Here is a 16,154-nt window from a genome sequence, read left to right as displayed (position 1 = left end):
TTCTACAGTAACGGGCGTTGTCGCAAAGTACGTGTGACCGTCGTTGCTCAATTTTTCGGCGAGCAATATGAGTCCTGCGCAAGTCCCGAAAGTGGGGAAGCCGCTTTCGATGCGCTCGCGTAAAGGTTCAAAAAGCCCGAGGTCGCGCAAAAGTTTTCCTTGCACGGTGCTTTCTCCGCCGGGGAGCACGAGACCGTCAAAGTGTTGATTGAGGTCGCGCAACTGGCGAATTTCAAACGTCTCGACCCCAAGCTTTTCAAGCATCGTTCGGTGTTCTGCAAACGCTCCCTGCACGGCGAGTACGCCGATTTTAAATCGTTTGTTTGTTTTGTCTTCGCTCATTTACTTTCCTCTTTCTGCCATTAAAAGTGCAATTTCGGTTTCGTTGATGCCGACCATGGCTTCGCCCAAATCTTCGGAAAGTTTAGCGATGAGTTTGGCGTCTTTGTAGTTTGTGACTGCTTGTACAATCGCTGCGGCGCGTTTTGCCGGATTGCCGGACTTGAAAATGCCCGAACCGACGAACACCCCTTCGGCGCCGAGCTGCATCATGAGGGCTGCATCAGCCGGAGTGGCGACACCATCAGCGGCAAAGTTCACGACGGGGAGTCGCTTGTGGTCGTGGACGTATTTCACGAGTTCGTACGAAACTTGCAATTCCTTGGCTCGGTTGAAAAGTTCGTCTTCGCGCATGGAAGTGATGCGGGCGATTTCTTGGTTCATGAGGCGGATGTGACGGACGGCCTGCACGATATCGCCGGTTCCCGGTTCGCCTTTGGTACGTATCATGGAAGCGCCTTCTTCAATGCGACGGAGTGCTTCGCCAAGGTCTCGTGCACCGCAGACGAACGGTACTTTAAATTCGTGCTTGTTGATGTGGAAAACGTCATCGGCGGGGGAGAGCACTTCGCTTTCGTCAATATAGTCAATCTCGATGGCTTCGAGGAGCTGAGCTTCGACAAAGTGGCCGATACGGCACTTGGCCATCACAGGAATGGAAACGGCGTCTTGGATGCCCTTGATCATCTTGGGGTCGCTCATGCGAGAGACGCCGCCTGCGGCACGGATGTCGGCAGGGATGCGTTCAAGTGCCATGACGGCGGCGGCACCGGCTGCTTCTGCGATTTTTGCTTGTTCTGGGGTGGTCACATCCATGATAACGCCGCCCTTGAGCATCTGGGCGAGATTCTTGTTCAATTCGTAGCGGTTTTCTGTTGACATTGGGGACTCCTTGTGGTTTGTGCGGAACTTTTTTCGTCATCCTGAACCGTAAGGTGAAGGATCCAGGGCGTTTCGCTGTTTTCGGAGCGTAATTTAGACTTTTTATTGACTTTATTAAATATTCAAATTTCTATTATTTTAATAGGTTCAGTTTAATGCCAGTTTGTGGTCAGTTTTTTCAAAAGGAAAGCTTGATAATGCAAGAACTTCGCATTGTAAAAACACTCGAAACGGTTCTCGCTCGCGGTGCTGTATGCTTTTTTGTTTTAACTTTTGTGTTTCCGTTGTCATCCTGAGTGGCGATAGCCGCGAAGGATCCAGTGATTCTTTTTTTTTGAGTTTATTTTAACGTGAGGTTTCCCAAATGCTCTCATACGATATTTCAAAAGTAGGTGATGACACTCTTTATCATTTCCTTTATCGTTCCATAAAGGACGATATTCTGTTGGGGCGTCTTGAAGCGGATGCGAAGCTCCCGTCAAAACGTCCCTTTGCAAATGCGTTGGGCGTGAGCGTGGTGACTGTGGAAAATGCTTACGAGCAGCTTTTAGCGGAAGGCTTCATTTACTCGCTCCCACGCAAGGGCTTCTTTGTCGCCACCATCCAATCGAAAAATCCGCAAATCCAGCCCAAGCCCATTCCCGCCAAGCAATCCCGTGAATCGCAACGCGTTGAACCGCCGAAGGCGACCCATTATATTGCAGACTTTGTCAACAATCAGGTCGATGCATCTACGTTCCCGTTCTCGACGTGGGCGAAGATTACGCGGAAAGTCCTCTGCGAACAGCAAAATGAACTGCTGACTCGTTCGCCAAATTCAGGAGTCCTTGCTCTCCGAAAAGCGATTGCCAAAATGCTTTTGGGGTTTCGTGGAATGCGTGTGGATCCAGAACAAATTGTCATCGGAGCAGGGACGGATTGCCTTTACACTTGGCTTGTGCAACTATTGGGCTTTGATAAAAAGTACGGCGTTGAAGACCCCGGCTATAGCAAAATTTCTAAAATTTATCAAAAATTAAATGTTGTTTGCAATTTTATCCCGCTTGATGAGCATGGCGTTCGCATAGACCAGCTCGAAGAAACTTGTACGGACGTTGTTCATCTTTCGCCATCGCACCATTTCCCGACGGGCAAGGTGATGCCCGTAAGCCGCCGTTACGAGCTTTTAAGCTGGGCTGCAAAATCGAGCAATCGTTACATCGTCGAAGACGAATACGATAGCGAGTTCCGCATGGTTGGCCATCCGATTCCGTCCCTTCAAAACATTGACGTGCAAGACAAGACGGTTTATATAAATTCATTTTCTAAAACGCTTGCCTCTACGGTGCGCGTGGGCTACATGATTCTCCCGAAACCGCTTGCACAAAAATTTCACAAAGAATTTTCATTTTACACTTGCACTGTATCGAACCTTGAACAGTACGTACTTGCAAAATTCATCAGCGGCGGTCATTACGAAAAGCACATCAACCGTATGCGCAATTTTTACCGTCACCGTCGCGATACTCTGCTTGATATCATCCGTCGCAGTCCGCTTCATGACCGCGTTGAAATCGCCGAACAAGATGCCGGCTTGCACTTTATTCTAAAAGTGAAGACAACGTTTTCCGACGAAGAATTTTGCAATCGGGCGCTTGAAAAAGGCGTTCGCATCGGGGCACTTTCGGATTACTACACGATGGCCGAACCCTCACAACATGAATTTGTCATCAACTATTCCTCCGTTCCCGAAAAGCAAATGAAAAAGGCTGTTTTGCTGCTTGAAAAAATTGTGGAATGAGATTTTCTTGCTTTGTCATCCCGGCCTAAGGTCACTGAGCTTGCCGAAGTGCCGGGATCGCCTTTTTAAATCCTCAAATTACTTATATTTACCTCAAATGTATGGGGAGGAGAGGTTTATGAAAATGTTTGCAAAGTTTGTGCCGTTTATGCTTGTGACTGCGATGTCCGTATTTACCGCTTGCGGTGGTGACAGTGGCAACAACGCCGATTCAGACGAACTGGTGTCCAGCAGTGCCGTGAAAAAATCAAGTAGCAGCAAGGGCGGTTCTGCAAAGTCTAGCAATAGCTCATACGATGCCAAGAACAATACCCTAAAGGACTTCCGCGACGGGCGGATGTACAAGACCGTGAAAATCGGCGACCAGATTTGGATGGCAGAAAACCTCAATTACAAAACGAAGAACAGCGTCTGCTACAACGATAAATCAAGTAATTGCGACAAGTATGGCCGCCTTTACACTTGGGCCGAAGCTAACGAAGCTTGTCCTGATGGATTCGATTTACCGACGGATAGTGACTGGATTGAACTTTTTACGAATGTCGGGGGTGAGTCGAAAGCGGCCTTATACCTCAAATCGGAGAGTGGCTGGGCTAACGATGGCGGGGGGACGGATAAATATTCCTTTAGGGTTCTTCCGGCGGGTCACATGCTTGATGACGGAACATTCTCTGACGAGGGCAAAAGGGCGTATTTCTGGACTGCAACAGAATACACTTCCGATGGTGCTATTAGCATATTTTTCCTAAAACAAGTGGACATGGCCAATAAGTTCAGCATTGGCGTAGATAATGGGTTCTCCGTTCGCTGCGTGATGGGAACTCCTTCCGCAAAATCCAGCAGCAGCAAGGCGAAGTCATCGTCGAGTGCGAAGTCTAGTTCTTCGACAAAAAAATCTTCTTCAAGCGCAAAGTCTTCTAGTGCAACGTCGAATGGTGGCAAGGCGACATACGACGAGAAAAACAACACCATGAAGGACCCCCGCGACAACAAGACCTACAAGACCGTGAAAATCGGCGACCAGGTTTGGATGGCGGAAAATTTAAACCTTAATACGAACTCTAGCTATTGTTATGGCGAAGAGCCTTCGTCCAAACAAAATCGTAACCCAGGCTTATGCAGTACGTATGGTCGCCTTTACAAGTGGGATGTGGCAACGCAGGTTTGCCCCGGCGGCTGGCACTTGCCCTCTAAGGCAGAATTTGAGACTTTGTTGAAAACAGTTGGCGGCCAAGACAGCGCTGGGATAAAGCTTAAGTCTGTTGACGGCTGGAAATTCGAGAAAAAGGAAACTGTCGGAACAGATGATTACGGATTGACCGCACTCCCCGGAGGCTATAGAAAAGAAGATAATTTAAGCGGCGTAGTTGTCACAGGAAACATTGAATCCTACGATTTTATCGGTGATAAAGTTCTTGCGTATTTTTGGACATCTACGGAGGATATAAAAACTTCGACTAGGCTTAGTGATGGTGGAATTCTGCTCGATCATGCGTTTAGTTTGTTTATGAAGAATGCTTATGCGGACGCAGTCTTTATTGGTGAATATATGGATAACGCAATGTCGGTTCGCTGCGTTCTTGGTTCCGATCCTTCGTCTGATGCAAAATCTTCAAGCAGCAAAAAGACGGAGTCGTCGTCAAGCGTGAAGTCGAGTAGTTCGAGTGCGGAGTCCAGTAGCAGTGTTAAAGCATCGTCATCTTCGACTCAAAAATCTTCGTCATCTACAGCAAAATCGAATAGCTCAACTGTAGTTACAGGTTCTGTGACGGATTCCCGCGACAACAAGACTTACAAGACTGTGAAAATCGGTAATCAGACTTGGATGGCTGAGAACCTGAATTTTGAAGCGACGAACTCTTATTGCTTCAAAAATACCGCTGAGTATTGTGCTGAATACGGTCGCCTTTACACATGGGGTGCTGCGATGGATAGTGTGGGCGAATGGAGCGAGAACAGCAAGGGTTGCGGATATTATGGCAGTGATTGCTCGCCAACCTATCCGGTGCGTGGTGTGTGCCTTGATGGATGGCATTTGCCTAGTAGGGCGGAGTGGGATACTTTGTTCTCAGCAGTTGGTGGCGAATCGACTGCGGGCAAGGTGCTCAAGTCAACGAGTGGCTGGGAAAACTGGGATAAGAAGAGCGGCAATGGCACGGATGATTTTGGGTTCTCGGCGTTCCCTGCTGGCTACAGGAACTATTACGAAAATTTCTACGCCAATGGTAGCCAAGCGTTCTTCTGGAGTTGTTCTACTGAAGGGACCGCCGCATACTTCTCTGATGGGTCTTCTGCGTACTACGTGAGACTGGATTTCAACTACGATCGCTTGGTCTTGGACATCAGTTACAAGTATAGCGGCTATTCCGTCCGCTGCGTAAAAGATTAGACGAAAGAACGCCCGCTATGCGGGCTACAGACGAGTGTCGAAAGTCGCAGAAATGCAAAAAAGACCACGAGTGAATCGCGGTCTTTTACTTGCTGAACAAATCTGCGTGGGTTCCCGTGCGGGCGAGTTCAAGAATCAGCAAATTCTCCTTTTTCTGGTATATCAAAAGCCAGTCCGGACGGATATGGAGTTCTCTGTGCCCGGACCAGTTTCCGTCAAGGGAATGGTCGCGGTAACGTTCTTCTAGAGGTTCGTCGTTGGCGAGCTTGGAAATGACTTTTGCGATTTCTTCCATGTTATAGCCGCGTTTTTGAGCTCGCTTCATATCTTTTTTTCATTACGGATGTGTAACTGACCGCATATTTCGTCTTTGTGGTAGGTAACTTGATCATTTAAGCATAGCCTCCATCAATTCGTCAACGTTGTTGTATGTCTTGACGGAGGACGGGTCCTTCATGTACTTTTCAATGAGCTTGTCGCCTTCTTTCATGGCTTTGATGGTTGTGCGATTCGGGCGATCCACGGCGATTTCAAAAGGAATTCTCCCTTCGCGCAACACTTGCTTGGTGAAAACGTTAAAAAGGCCCGAAATGGTCATCCCGACTTGTTCGCAGAAATCGGAAAGTCCTTTTTTGTCTTCGTCGTCAAGCGTAATTGTCAGGTTTGCCATGTTTTGCCTCTCTAGTGAAAATTATGTGGTTTACACATTAAATATACGTAATTATACGTGAAAAGTAAGGGCTTTTCACGTGAAATAAAAAAGGCCGCGATAGAATCGCGGTCTTTTCTATGCTTGTCGTCATTCTGAGGGCTTTGGCCCGAAGAATCCAGTGTTTTTTTCTGACTGGATCCTTCGCGGTCTGCTGATTGCGTTGGATCCTTCGGGGCTGTTCGCTTCAGGATGATGCGATGTGCTTTCCTGCTTTGCGTCACTTCGGCAACGCTTCGACAAACTCAGCGCACCGGCACAGTGACCTTACTTCACGCTGGCGGTCAGCAGCTTGGTAATCGCGGCAACGTACTCAGCCGGGTTCGGGAGCGGAGAGCCTTCGGCAAGCAGAGCCTGGCCGTAGAGGGCCTTCGGCCAATCGCCGAGATCTTCCTTCGCTTCGGCCTTCTTCTTGAGCATTTCGCAAATCGGGTGCGTCGGGTTGATTTCCAGAATGCGCTTGCTCTTCGGCAAGTTCTTCTGGCCCATCGCCTTCATCATGCGTTCCATCTGGGCGCTCATGGCGTCTTCGCTGGTCACAAGGCAGCAGGGGCTATCCTTCAGGCGGCTAGACACGCGGACTTCCTTGATGTCTTCGTCCAAGACCTTCTGCAGGTTTTCGCAGAGGCCCTTGAAGATGCCCTTGTTGGCTTCTTCGGCCTTCTTTTCGTCTTCGGTTTTGTCGAAATCTACATCGCCGCGGGCGATGTCGTGGAACTTCTTGTCGCCGAATTCCTGGAGGCTAGACATCATGAACTCGTCGATGCCGTCGCTCATGAGCAAGACTTCGTAGCCCTTCGCCTTGAAGGCTTCGAGCATCGGGTTAGACTTCACGGCGTTCTTGTCGCCGATGAGGTAGTAGATTTCCTTCTGGCCTTCCGGCATGCGCTTCACGTATTCGTCGAGACCCACGAGAGCGTCGCCTTCGGTCTTGGTGCTTTCGAAGCGGAGCAACTTCTTGAGTTCGTCAAGATGTTCCCAGTTCATGTAGAACCCTTCCTTCAGCACCATGCCGAGTTCACGCCACCAGGCGTTGTACTTCGCGGCATCCTTGTCGGCCATATTCTGCAAAGCGTCGAGCACTTTCTTGATCACGTGCTTACGGATGTTGGTGATTATCTTGTTGTTCTGCAAGATTTCACGGGACACGTTCAGCGGCAAGTCTTCGCTATCGACCACGCCGCGCACAAAACGGAGCCAAGGCGGCAGCAAGTCCTTGCAGTCGTCCATGATAAAGACTTTCTTCACGTAGAGCTTGAGCCCGTGCAGAGCGTCGTTGTGCCAGATGTTGAACGGAGCCTTCGACGGAATATAGACGAGGCTCCAGAATTCCTGAGAACCTTCGGCGTGGCTGTGGCTCCATGTCGCCGGATCGTCCGCTTCGTGGCTGATGACGTTGTAGAAGTCCTTGTACTGTTCTTCGGTGACTTCCTTTTCGCTCTGGCGCCACAAGGCCTGCTTTTCGTTCAAACGTTCTTCGGGCTTTTCTTCGAGTTCGCCCTTGTCGTTCTTCTTCGGTTCCGGGTGGAAGTAGATGCCGTAGCTCACGAAGCCGCTGTACTTCTGGACGATGTCCTTGATCTTCCATTCGCTTGCGAAGTCTTCGGTGTCTTCGTCATCCTTGAGGTAAAGCGTAATCTTTGTGCCCACTTTGTCGAGCGGTGCTTCGGAGATTTCGAAATCGCCCGTGCCTTCGGATGCCCACAGGTAGCCCTGCTTTTCGCCGGCCTTGAGCGTAAGGACTTCGACCTTCTTCGCGACCATGAACACGGAGTAGAAGCCTACACCGAACTGGCCAATCAAATCGACGCTGCCCTTGTCGCCTTCCTTCAAATTCTTGATAAAGTTCTTGGTGCCGCTACGGGCGATGGTGCCGAGGCAGTTGATCAAGTCTTCCTTGTTCATGCCGATACCGTTGTCTTCCACGACCAGACGCTTGCCTTCCTTGTTCACCGAGATATCGATGCGGAGCTGCGTGCCCATCGGAAGCAAGTCGGCGTTCGAGAGCGAAAGGAAACGGCGCTTGTCGAGTGCGTCCGCCGCGTTCGAAACGAGTTCGCGGAGGAAGATTTCCTTGTTGCTGTAAAGGGAGTTGATCATCAAGTTCAGCATGTCGCGAACTTCAGTTTGGAATTCCATCTTCTCTGTTGCCATTTTAATCTCCTGTTTAGACGAAAGCGGTTCGACAAGCTCACCGACCTTATGTAAAGGGCCCTGAGCTTGCCGAAGGGCAAATAATTTTATTTGCTGTTTTCGTTCGCAGTTAAAATTTTAAGCGGTTGAGCTATGTTCTTGTTTCAAAATGAAACAAAACGATCGTTCCGCCTTGTTTTCGCGGTAGTATATGCAATAATCGTGCCAATTGAGAGGGGAGAATAGGTCTGTGGCCGTGTCATCCTGGAGTCGAAGGCGATAGGACAACCTCAAAAGGTGAGTGTTGCAGCCATGCTTGCATGGATATAACTGAGCCTAAGAGGTTGGGGCTAGCTCCAACCATTATTTTTTGTTTTGCTCCTGCGGAGGGGATCCATAAAGTTGTAAAGATGATAATCATAAATAGGACCGAGTGCAGCCGCAGACGCCGTAGGCGTCAAATGGTCGATGCCATGTTCGCCAATCCGAAATTTACGGACGAAGATATCGCCGCTATCTCGGGTATCCCTCAAGACGAAATTGCAAAGCGTCGTTTGCAACGTCATTAATTTCATTGGATATTTTTTCCCCATAGAGAATAACTCAACTAAGGGACTGAAGTCCCAAGTTTCGTTTACCGTGCCGTACTCGAAGAAAAGGAAATCCTGAAGCGCAGAACACATCACTAATGATGAATAATGTCGTTTCTCCGAGATTGAAATGATGTTCCCCTTATGCTACAAATTGTTGCATATACGAAAATAAAGTGTGGAATTATAAAAAATCTTTTGATTTTTGTGAAATTTCTTTAATTTTGTAGCATAAAATACTTGACTTTTATAAAAATGATTGTATATTTTTATCGAAGTCAGAAAAGGAGTTCTGCTATGAATAGTTTTGCTCAATCCAAAAAGTTTGGTGCAGCGTCGGTGGTTGCTTGCTCTGCGACGGCTCTTGTCGCGTTCGCTCTTGTTGCTTGCTCCAATGATTGCTCCTGTGAACTGAATGGTGTAATTTGTTTGCAAGAATCATCTAGTAGCGATGCCGCCGAGATTCTGTCTTCCGGTGATGTTCCTGCGTCGAGTGAAGTTCTTGCGTCGAGCAGCTCCGTCGCGATTCCCGGTACGGTTCTTTCATCCTCGTCTGTTGTCGTAGAAAGCTACTCGTCAAGGGCGTTGTCCAGCTCTAGCCAAAAGCTTTCGTCCAGCTCCGTGGGGCTATTGGCTCAATGTGAAAATCTTATTGATATGTGCATAGCGTGCGATGGCTACTTTTGCCCACATGGGAATCGAGCTTGCAATGAGTGCCGTGATAGTGGAATGATGGTTCGGGATTGCGAAACAGGAGTCATTTTCACTTGCATGGATTACTTTGGTTCCAAATATTGGTCGATGGAAGAGGTGCAGTGTTTGAATGTTGCTTCGACAAAATGTATGGGGAACGATGCAAACTGCGGACGGAAAAAATGTAGCGTAATGGCTCCGGATTCTATTGCCGATTGCAACAGTGGTGACGAATATGTTTGTGTTGATGGACACTGGACTCTTACTAATCTTTCGAAGTTTTGTAACGACCTTCCCGATAATCAAAAGAAACGTTTAGATGATAAGTGTGATGTAAACTCTGAGGCTAAGGCTTATGATTGTGTTCAACGTAAAGAACTTGTGTGTAATGGCGGCTATTGGCGTGAGGCTATGGCTGTAGTCGGGAAGGCGTGTGCTTTTGAAAGCGATATGCGAGTGGAAAAGAAGTTTGAAGGCAGTGGCCTTAATAGTAGTTATGTGCATATATTTACGGTGTGTTCCGAAGGCAAGTGGATTGAATATCAAGGAGACGATAGGGACGGGGTGGCTCTTGAAGGTTGCAGGAGGCATCCTATGCATAGAACCCCTTGTGACGAAAATGCTCCTCAAGAAATTAGTTCGGATGATTGTACTTTCAAATGCCGTGATGGCGAGTATATTTTTGTGCCGCCTGCGGTCCAGTAAATGTTCAGGAGAAATGATATGAATAAGAAAATGTTGTTCGAAAAAATGGGTGCAGTGGCTTTGATTGCTTCTTTTGGGCTTGCCGCTTGCGGTGAAGACAGTTCTAGCGCGCCTGTGGATTTTGGCGATTTGCAGAATGTTGCCAGCAGTTCTTCGATTGGAGTGCTTTCGTCAAGTAGTGTTCCTGCATCGTCGGAATCCAAGCAACAGCCTTTGTCTAGCAGCGATGCTGTCGAGAGTTCCTCTTCTGTTGTAGCAAATAGTTCCAGTTCAGAAGTGCGTCCCACATCGTCGCAATCTACAGATAAATGCGTCCACATGCCGCATTTCGACGAATCTGAAAAAGTCAGTTATCAGATTCCCATTTGTTCCGAAGAAGGGGCGACCGCACCCGATTGCGAAACGGACGATGTTTACGTTTGCCGTGATGGTTTCTGGAGAGACATTAAAGAAACGTGCATGGATGTCGCTCCAACATCATGCGATGCTCCGGGATGTGGGCCAAAGCATTGTGATGCAAACGGTCCGCAAAGTGCTATCGACTGTAAGTCCGGGAAAGAGTATGTGTGTGAAAACTATTGGGTTCTCGCCGGAAGTTGCGTTCACATCTCCGATGTTGAAAGCGACGACAAATGGAATTGCGATGAACCTGATTTCACTTTAAAGACGGATTGTAAGAATAGTCGCCCTCTCTACATGTGTGCTAGCGGAATGTGGATCGAGGCGAACGGTTGCGACCCATCGCAGGAAAAGTGCGGATACAGCGAAGCTGAACTTTGCACCAAGTTTGGCATAATGAAATACTGCAAAGGTGAGGATAGAATCCTCCCTGATGCCGTTCCTTGCAACAAGCCTGGTTCTTCGGTTGTGATTGATGGTCATTGGATGTATCAATGTGACAACGGCAAATGGCATATTGTCATTCCTCTTCCGGGGGCGGGGGCATAATCGAGCTGAAAAATCTGCGTCAAAAAAAGGCACGCCCGTGAGGGTGTGCCGCTTTTGTTTTATCAAAAGTTTAAAAGATTAAAGGAATATCAATCCCAAGATGCCGACTGCCCAGACGTACCAGGCGAAGTGCTGGAACTTGCCCTTCTGGACAAAGTTCATGAGCCACTTGAGGGCGATGACGCCGAAGATGAACGCAACGACCATGCCGACCAAGAGTTCGGGAGAGAATCCGCCCGCATCGACGCACTTCAAAGCTTTTTCCGGGTCGAGGAGCGCTTTTTCCGGAGTCATGCTTTGGCACTTGATCCACTTGATGCAATCGAGGAGTGCTGCACCGCCGACGGCTGGAATGCTCATGAGGAAGCTGAATTCGCCAGCATACTTGCGGTTTACGCCCATGAACATCATGGCGCTGATGGTTGAACCGCTGCGGCTGATGCCTGGGATGCAGGCGATGCCTTGGACGGTGCCGGTCACGAGTGCTCGCCACCAGTTCATCTTCACACCTTCGTTATCTGGGTGCTTGGCTCCAGTCGGGCCCCACTGCGACGTGAATAGGAGCAAGCCGGTGAAAAGTTCTGCGACGCAGACTGCTCGCGGATTTACGAACAAGCTTTCGAGTGCGTCCTTGAAGCCGAGGCCGATCATCGCTGTCGGGATACTCGCCAAGATGATGTAGCCGGCTTCGCGGAGTTGTTCTTTGTCGCGTCGGATGCAGCCCACGATGATGTCGGTAATCTTCTTGTGGAACACCACGAAGATGGAGAGGAGCGTTCCGGCGTGGAGCATGATGTCGAAGAACATGCCTGCTTCGTTCATGCCGAGGAGTTCATGCCCAAGTACGAGGTGACCGGAGCTGGAGATAGGGAGGAATTCTGCGAGGCCCTGCAACAGGCCGAGGATAATAGATTCAAACATAGTAAGGTAAATGTAGCTTTTAGTAGGAAGTAGGAAGTAGGAAGTAGGAAGTATTTTGCTAATTTGGAGCGTTTTTTTTGCTATTTCCTGTCTACTGCCTACTGTCTACTGTCTACTGCTTTTTTCTATAATTCTTATCATGTGCAAGCGTTTTCTCCTTTGTTTTCATGATTTTAGCGTCTGGAATTATCAGAATGCAACCCCGATTCTTGAAGAACTCAAGGATTTAGCGGGGAGGCCTTTTAGCGTTTTGGTGATTCCCGATACAGAAAACGCCACAGACGATGCAATTGCTGGTTTCCGCGAAACGCTTGCAAAACTCAAGTCCGAGGGCTTTGAACTTGCTTTGCACGGCTTTAAGCACAAGGCAGAATTCAGCCAAGGCCGCAGTTATGCTGGGCTTATCGGCATGAACATGACTTCGGGCGAAGCGGAATTTGCAGGGCTTTCCGAATACGAATCTAGCCGCCTTTTGCAAGAGGCCCTTGGTGCGTGGAAAACGTTGTTCACAGACGAAAATGGCGAAGCTGAAGCTCCTGTGGCGTTTGTGCCGCCGACGTGGTTTAGCAACAAATTCTTGCCGGGGCAAGTCCGTGCCGAAAAAATGTTGTACGAAGACCGTTTCTCGCTGACGACCGCCGACGGTGTGCGCTATGCGTCGCCTGTGGCTAGCTTTGCCGGGATTCCCAAGATAACAGAAAAGGCGGCCATCGCTTATGCCGCCTTGATTATGAAACTCCCGATGGGGTTACCTCGCCTTGCTGTTCACCCCGTTGATTTTCCGCAGTTCAGGAATGTTATACATGATACCATTCGCTTGGCTCAGAACAACAATCGCAAATTGGTTCATTATCGCGAATTATAAAGAACTATAAACTAATTCTTCGCCTTGCAAGAGCTGATTGCTCGATTCTTTGAAATTTCAAAATCGCTTTCGTTAAAATCGTCCTTGCTAGTCGTTGTGACAATGTTTTTATTGCATTTGATATCCCGTAATGGGTATTGTTCTTGTAGTTGTTGGCAAATGTCTTCTGAAACATAGTAATCCACTTTTATTGTTTCGATGATTTTGCCACCTTCAAACTTGAAGGTCGTTATTGTCTTTATGCCTTCATTGACCATTTCTATGACAAGCGGCTCCAGCGAAGTTACTTTACAAGAAGTTTCATTGCTAGAACTGGAACCGCTGTCATCGCAGGCGGTAAATCCAAAGGCGGCCATCAGAGCCAATATCGATCCGAGTTTCTTCGCGTGCATAAAATCTCCTTGGGGGGATTCTCCCATCGAATATAATTTTTAAATCCCCGGAATAACGATTGTCTTCGTCGTTTTCCGCTTTAATTCATCGACGATTTGAATTGTAATCGTTTCGTCTGCTTCGGGCAAAGCTTCTCCAAGGATGACGATTTCTCGCGGTTCCGAATCGTATTCGGCGGCAATCCATTTTTTGCCGTACTTGACCGTAATCGCGTTCCCGTCCGGAATGCCTGCGTATTTAGAAAAAACTGGAATCTTCAAAGCGACTTGGCGCACTCCTGCAACAAATGCGTCGGACCAATAGGGGAATCCCAGCGAGATGCCTTCGTTGTCGGATATGTTTGCCAAATCTCTAAGTTCGTTTGTTGAAGCACAACGGTTGGTGGTACCAGTCTGTTTGTCGAAGTAGAACCATCTGCGGGTCGTTTCTCCGAGCCAGTAAAGAGGAGAGGGGTTATTGGGGTTGTCTATGCAGACGTTCCATTTGCCGTGGAACTGTAATCCCTTGGGATGGAACTCGAAATAATTTACGCTGTCGGTTTGGTTGCGCGTAATGGCAAGGATGTTGAGCGTTGTGTCGCTGACGGTTGGGAGACCAGAAATTTTTTGTGAAATTTTCACGTCACCTATTTGGGTGAACCAATTGATGTTGTTCTGGTAACTGGTGAAGGCGTGTATGGCGATGATTTCATTCACGCTACGTCCCATTCCTGTGGCACCTGCGTCGGCGCTGTATCTTATATATCTTGTTCCGGGGAAAACTTCAGCAATTTTTCCAATAGGAAGTAGTTTGTTGTGGTCGAATGTCTTGCAGAGATCTTCGCTGATTATTTGTTCGTTCATGTCGAGGGCTGTAAATTTGTACCCTGATTCGCAACGGTAAATGTCCAGCATGCTCCTGCTGAGGAATGTATAAACAGGAGTGTTCTGGTAATGTGTGAGCATGAAAGGCTTGTTCTTCCGGCAAGACGGCTGGAAACTGAATTCTCGCCTGATGGTGTGCCCGTTAAAGTCTTCTATTTCAAGTCTGTATGTGGAGATTGGACCGATCTTTGCGTTGATGTAGTGCCAGTCGCCGGCTGTGTCCGCTTCTTCCGCCCAAAGTAGTTCGTTGCGGATGTCGATCATCTTTTTGTAGCTAAGTGTGTCCATGACTTTGCTGTAAATTTTGTCATCGTACCGCCATAGTTCGATACGGCGGACTGCCATCGGATTTTCCTTGGGTTCGCGGCTGTAGTCGGCAATTTTTATAGCCATGGACAAGTTAAATTCGTTCTTGACGGGAGCTTCGACGCAACCTTCGCGGAGTGCGTCGTCGGTTGTGAGGGCTATGTTGTTGCCTTGCCATACGGCAACTCCGAAAATCTGCGGTGCTATGGTATCGAGGCATTTTACACCGTGTTGGCAGGGAGAGATGATGTCGTCTTTGTTCAGTCGGACTTCGAGGTGTAGGTGCGGGTTTCCGATGCCAGTACTGCCGGAGTATGTGAGCGTGTCGCCCTTGCGGAATCTTATGTTAGGCTTGATGGAAACATCGTTGCTCTTGGATGAGTATTGCTTTTGTTTGATGAGTTTTTCGATAGACTGCGGGAAGCTGCTCTGGTGGGCGAACACCCAGGTTTTTCCGCTGTGGCCTTCGAAGAACATCACTTTGCCGTAGCCGAACGGAGATATTTTGATTTCTTTGACGACTCCGTTTTCGGGGGCGAATATGGGCCAGCCTTCTTCCATCTGCGTAGAGTAGTCGATGCCGGCATGGTAGCGCGTGCCGCGGTTCTCGCCAAAAGAGGACGTCAGATAGGCATCGCGTTGGAACGGGTCGTAATGAAACGGTTCGACGTAGGATGCGGAAACAAGTTCTGCAGGGGGAGCTGTCCTTTCGGAAAAGTCAGTGTTGTCAAGCTTAGCACCTCGCTGTGCTGCGATGCAGTCATCATAGGCGAAAGCGTCCATTTTGGAAGCGTCACAGACGGTGTTTGAACCTGTGTCGGCAAAACAGAATATGCTCCCGACTGCAAATATAAGAGATGAAATTTTTATAAGCCTATCCATAACGACAAATAAAATACAAAAATATTATTTTATAGTGATGAAAATGTTCGTGAAAAACGCTTTTTTTTATTGTAAATGTTGTGGTTAAAAAAAAGACCCGCTTTTTAGCGGATCTTTCTAGTGGAGCTAAGGAGAGTCGAACTCCTGACCTCCTGCATGCCATGCAGGCGCTCTACCAACTGAGCTATAACCCCGAGGACGCGCACAAATATAGAAAGAATAGATGCACGTGTCAAGGGTGGATGTCGAAAAAAATGAATTTTTTTTCTAGGTATCAGGTTACAGGAGTTAGGGGTTAGGAAAAGTATCACGCGCTTCGCGCGTCTATAATGTGCGGCTATGCCGCGATTATTATCCTATAACCTAACACCTAATACCTATTGCCTAATTAAGCCTTCTCGATCGTGACGGATTCGATAATCACGTCGTCGTACGGGCGGTCCATGCGGTCGGTCTGCACGCCGGCGATTTCGTCGAGCACTTCGAAACCTTCGTAGAGCTGGCCGAATACGGAGTAACCGTCAGCTGGGCCCGGGCCGCACTGGTCGTGGTCGAGGAAGTGAACGTTGTTGCCATGAACGATGAAGAACTGGCTGCCGATGCTGTGTGGCATGGCTGTCTTAGCCCAGCTGAGTGCGCCGCGGACGTGGGTGAGGCGGTTGTCGTACTTGTCGCCGATGGTCGAACCAGGACCTTGAGCGGCGTGGCCGCCGGTGCCGTTTTTGCGGGTGAAGTCGCCGCCCTGGATCATGAAGT

14 protein-coding genes, 1 tRNA gene and 1 pseudogene are annotated in these 16,154 nt (G+C 48.5%); 5 read left to right on the top strand and 11 right to left on the bottom strand.

Features of this window, described 5'->3' with window-relative positions:
• Positions 1-342 (bottom strand): pyridoxal 5'-phosphate synthase glutaminase subunit PdxT (gene pdxT, locus IKG78_RS04175; protein WP_290939760.1); only part of this gene is annotated, 342 nt, incomplete at its 3' end.
• The gene (gene pdxS / locus IKG78_RS04170; RefSeq protein WP_290939757.1) at positions 343-1,221 is read right to left on the bottom strand and encodes a pyridoxal 5'-phosphate synthase lyase subunit PdxS; all 879 of its coding nucleotides are present in this window, start codon (positions 1,219-1,221) and stop codon (positions 343-345) included.
• A 364-nt stretch (positions 1,222-1,585) separates the two neighbouring features.
• On the opposite strand from pdxS, the gene IKG78_RS04165 reads away from it, so the two are divergent.
• Both IKG78_RS04165 and IKG78_RS04160 read left to right on the top strand, forming a co-directional pair.
• On the top strand, positions 1,586-3,001 hold the full coding sequence (locus IKG78_RS04165; RefSeq protein ID WP_290939754.1) for a PLP-dependent aminotransferase family protein: 1,416 nt from the start codon (positions 1,586-1,588) through the stop codon (positions 2,999-3,001).
• Positions 3,002-3,119: 118 nt separating this feature from the next.
• A complete protein-coding gene (locus IKG78_RS04160; protein WP_290939751.1) occupies positions 3,120-5,390 on the top strand; it encodes a fibrobacter succinogenes major paralogous domain-containing protein in 2,271 nt (756 codons plus the stop codon).
• 85 nt (positions 5,391-5,475) lie between these two features.
• On the opposite strand, the pseudogene IKG78_RS04155 reads toward IKG78_RS04160, so the two are convergent.
• The 4 genes and pseudogenes from IKG78_RS04155 to IKG78_RS04140 form a co-directional block, all read right to left on the bottom strand.
• Positions 5,476-5,782 (bottom strand): annotated as a pseudogene (locus IKG78_RS04155) (type II toxin-antitoxin system YafQ family toxin).
• Positions 5,779-6,060, bottom strand: coding sequence for a type II toxin-antitoxin system RelB/DinJ family antitoxin (locus tag IKG78_RS04150; protein WP_290939747.1), 282 nt, complete (start codon positions 6,058-6,060; stop codon positions 5,779-5,781). Before IKG78_RS04150 ends, IKG78_RS04155 begins: the two are co-directional and overlap by 4 nt.
• Before the next feature lie 306 nt (positions 6,061-6,366).
• Positions 6,367-8,253 (bottom strand): molecular chaperone HtpG, encoded by a 1,887-nt coding sequence (htpG, locus tag IKG78_RS04145; protein WP_290939745.1) that lies wholly within the window; start codon positions 8,251-8,253, stop codon positions 6,367-6,369.
• 329 nt (positions 8,254-8,582) lie between these two features.
• Positions 8,583-8,807, bottom strand: coding sequence for a hypothetical protein (locus IKG78_RS04140; protein WP_290939743.1), 225 nt, complete (start codon positions 8,805-8,807; stop codon positions 8,583-8,585).
• A gap of 312 nt (positions 8,808-9,119) precedes the next feature.
• On the opposite strand from IKG78_RS04140, the gene IKG78_RS04135 reads away from it, so the two are divergent.
• On the top strand, positions 9,120-10,220 hold the full coding sequence (locus tag IKG78_RS04135) for a hypothetical protein (RefSeq protein ID WP_290939741.1): 1,101 nt from the start codon (positions 9,120-9,122) through the stop codon (positions 10,218-10,220).
• An 18-nt stretch (positions 10,221-10,238) separates the two neighbouring features.
• Entirely contained in the window at positions 10,239-11,168 is a 930-nt protein-coding gene (locus IKG78_RS04130; RefSeq protein ID WP_290939739.1) for a hypothetical protein, read from the top strand.
• 78 nt (positions 11,169-11,246) lie between these two features.
• On the opposite strand, the gene IKG78_RS04125 is transcribed toward IKG78_RS04130, so the two are convergent.
• Positions 11,247-12,089 carry an undecaprenyl-diphosphate phosphatase gene (locus IKG78_RS04125; RefSeq protein ID WP_290939737.1) on the bottom strand — a complete coding sequence of 281 codons (843 nt, stop codon included), beginning with the start codon at positions 12,087-12,089 and terminating at the stop codon, positions 11,247-11,249.
• Positions 12,090-12,228: 139 nt separating this feature from the next.
• Between IKG78_RS04125 and IKG78_RS04120 the strand changes: the two genes are divergently transcribed.
• A complete protein-coding gene (locus IKG78_RS04120; RefSeq protein ID WP_290939735.1) occupies positions 12,229-12,954 on the top strand; it encodes a polysaccharide deacetylase family protein in 726 nt (241 codons plus the stop codon).
• Positions 12,955-12,965: 11 nt separating this feature from the next.
• Here IKG78_RS04120 and IKG78_RS04115 read toward each other — a convergent pair whose 3' ends face one another.
• The 4 genes from IKG78_RS04115 to IKG78_RS04100 all read right to left on the bottom strand — a co-directional run.
• Complete coding sequence (locus tag IKG78_RS04115) at positions 12,966-13,346, bottom strand: hypothetical protein (protein WP_290939732.1); 381 nt, start codon at positions 13,344-13,346, stop codon at positions 12,966-12,968.
• Positions 13,347-13,385: 39 nt separating this feature from the next.
• Complete coding sequence (locus IKG78_RS04110; protein WP_290939730.1) at positions 13,386-15,299, bottom strand: M23 family metallopeptidase; 1,914 nt, start codon at positions 15,297-15,299, stop codon at positions 13,386-13,388.
• A gap of 220 nt (positions 15,300-15,519) precedes the next feature.
• Positions 15,520-15,592, bottom strand: a tRNA-Ala gene (locus IKG78_RS04105).
• A gap of 194 nt (positions 15,593-15,786) precedes the next feature.
• The coding region (locus tag IKG78_RS04100) for a peptidylprolyl isomerase (RefSeq protein WP_290939728.1) at positions 15,787-16,154 on the bottom strand (368 nt) is incomplete at its 5' end.

Origin of the sequence: Fibrobacter sp., assembly GCF_017545445.1 — a bacterium.
Taxonomy (GTDB): domain Bacteria; phylum Fibrobacterota; class Fibrobacteria; order Fibrobacterales; family Fibrobacteraceae; genus Fibrobacter.
Note: the sequence above shows the minus strand (reverse complement) of the source record. Positions and strands in the feature narration are given on the sequence as shown.

What these genes read in the sequence shown, in the direction of transcription:
- pdxS (WP_290939757.1), bottom strand. Translation starts at nt 1,221, where the DNA reads ATGTCAACAGAAAACCGCTACGAATTGAACAAGAATCTCGCCCAGATG.
- IKG78_RS04165 (WP_290939754.1), top strand. Translation starts at nt 1,586, where the DNA reads ATGCTCTCATACGATATTTCAAAAGTAGGTGATGACACTCTTTATCAT.
- IKG78_RS04160 (WP_290939751.1), top strand. Translation starts at nt 3,120, where the DNA reads ATGAAAATGTTTGCAAAGTTTGTGCCGTTTATGCTTGTGACTGCGATG.
- IKG78_RS04150 (WP_290939747.1), bottom strand. Translation starts at nt 6,060, where the DNA reads ATGGCAAACCTGACAATTACGCTTGACGACGAAGACAAAAAAGGACTT.
- htpG (WP_290939745.1), bottom strand. Translation starts at nt 8,253, where the DNA reads ATGGCAACAGAGAAGATGGAATTCCAAACTGAAGTTCGCGACATGCTG.
- IKG78_RS04140 (WP_290939743.1), bottom strand. Translation starts at nt 8,807, where the DNA reads ATGAAATTAATGACGTTGCAAACGACGCTTTGCAATTTCGTCTTGAGG.
- IKG78_RS04135 (WP_290939741.1), top strand. Translation starts at nt 9,120, where the DNA reads ATGAATAGTTTTGCTCAATCCAAAAAGTTTGGTGCAGCGTCGGTGGTT.
- IKG78_RS04130 (WP_290939739.1), top strand. Translation starts at nt 10,239, where the DNA reads ATGAATAAGAAAATGTTGTTCGAAAAAATGGGTGCAGTGGCTTTGATT.
- IKG78_RS04125 (WP_290939737.1), bottom strand. Translation starts at nt 12,089, where the DNA reads ATGTTTGAATCTATTATCCTCGGCCTGTTGCAGGGCCTCGCAGAATTC.
- IKG78_RS04120 (WP_290939735.1), top strand. Translation starts at nt 12,229, where the DNA reads ATGTGCAAGCGTTTTCTCCTTTGTTTTCATGATTTTAGCGTCTGGAAT.
- IKG78_RS04115 (WP_290939732.1), bottom strand. Translation starts at nt 13,346, where the DNA reads ATGCACGCGAAGAAACTCGGATCGATATTGGCTCTGATGGCCGCCTTT.
- IKG78_RS04110 (WP_290939730.1), bottom strand. Translation starts at nt 15,299, where the DNA reads ATGGACGCTTTCGCCTATGATGACTGCATCGCAGCACAGCGAGGTGCT.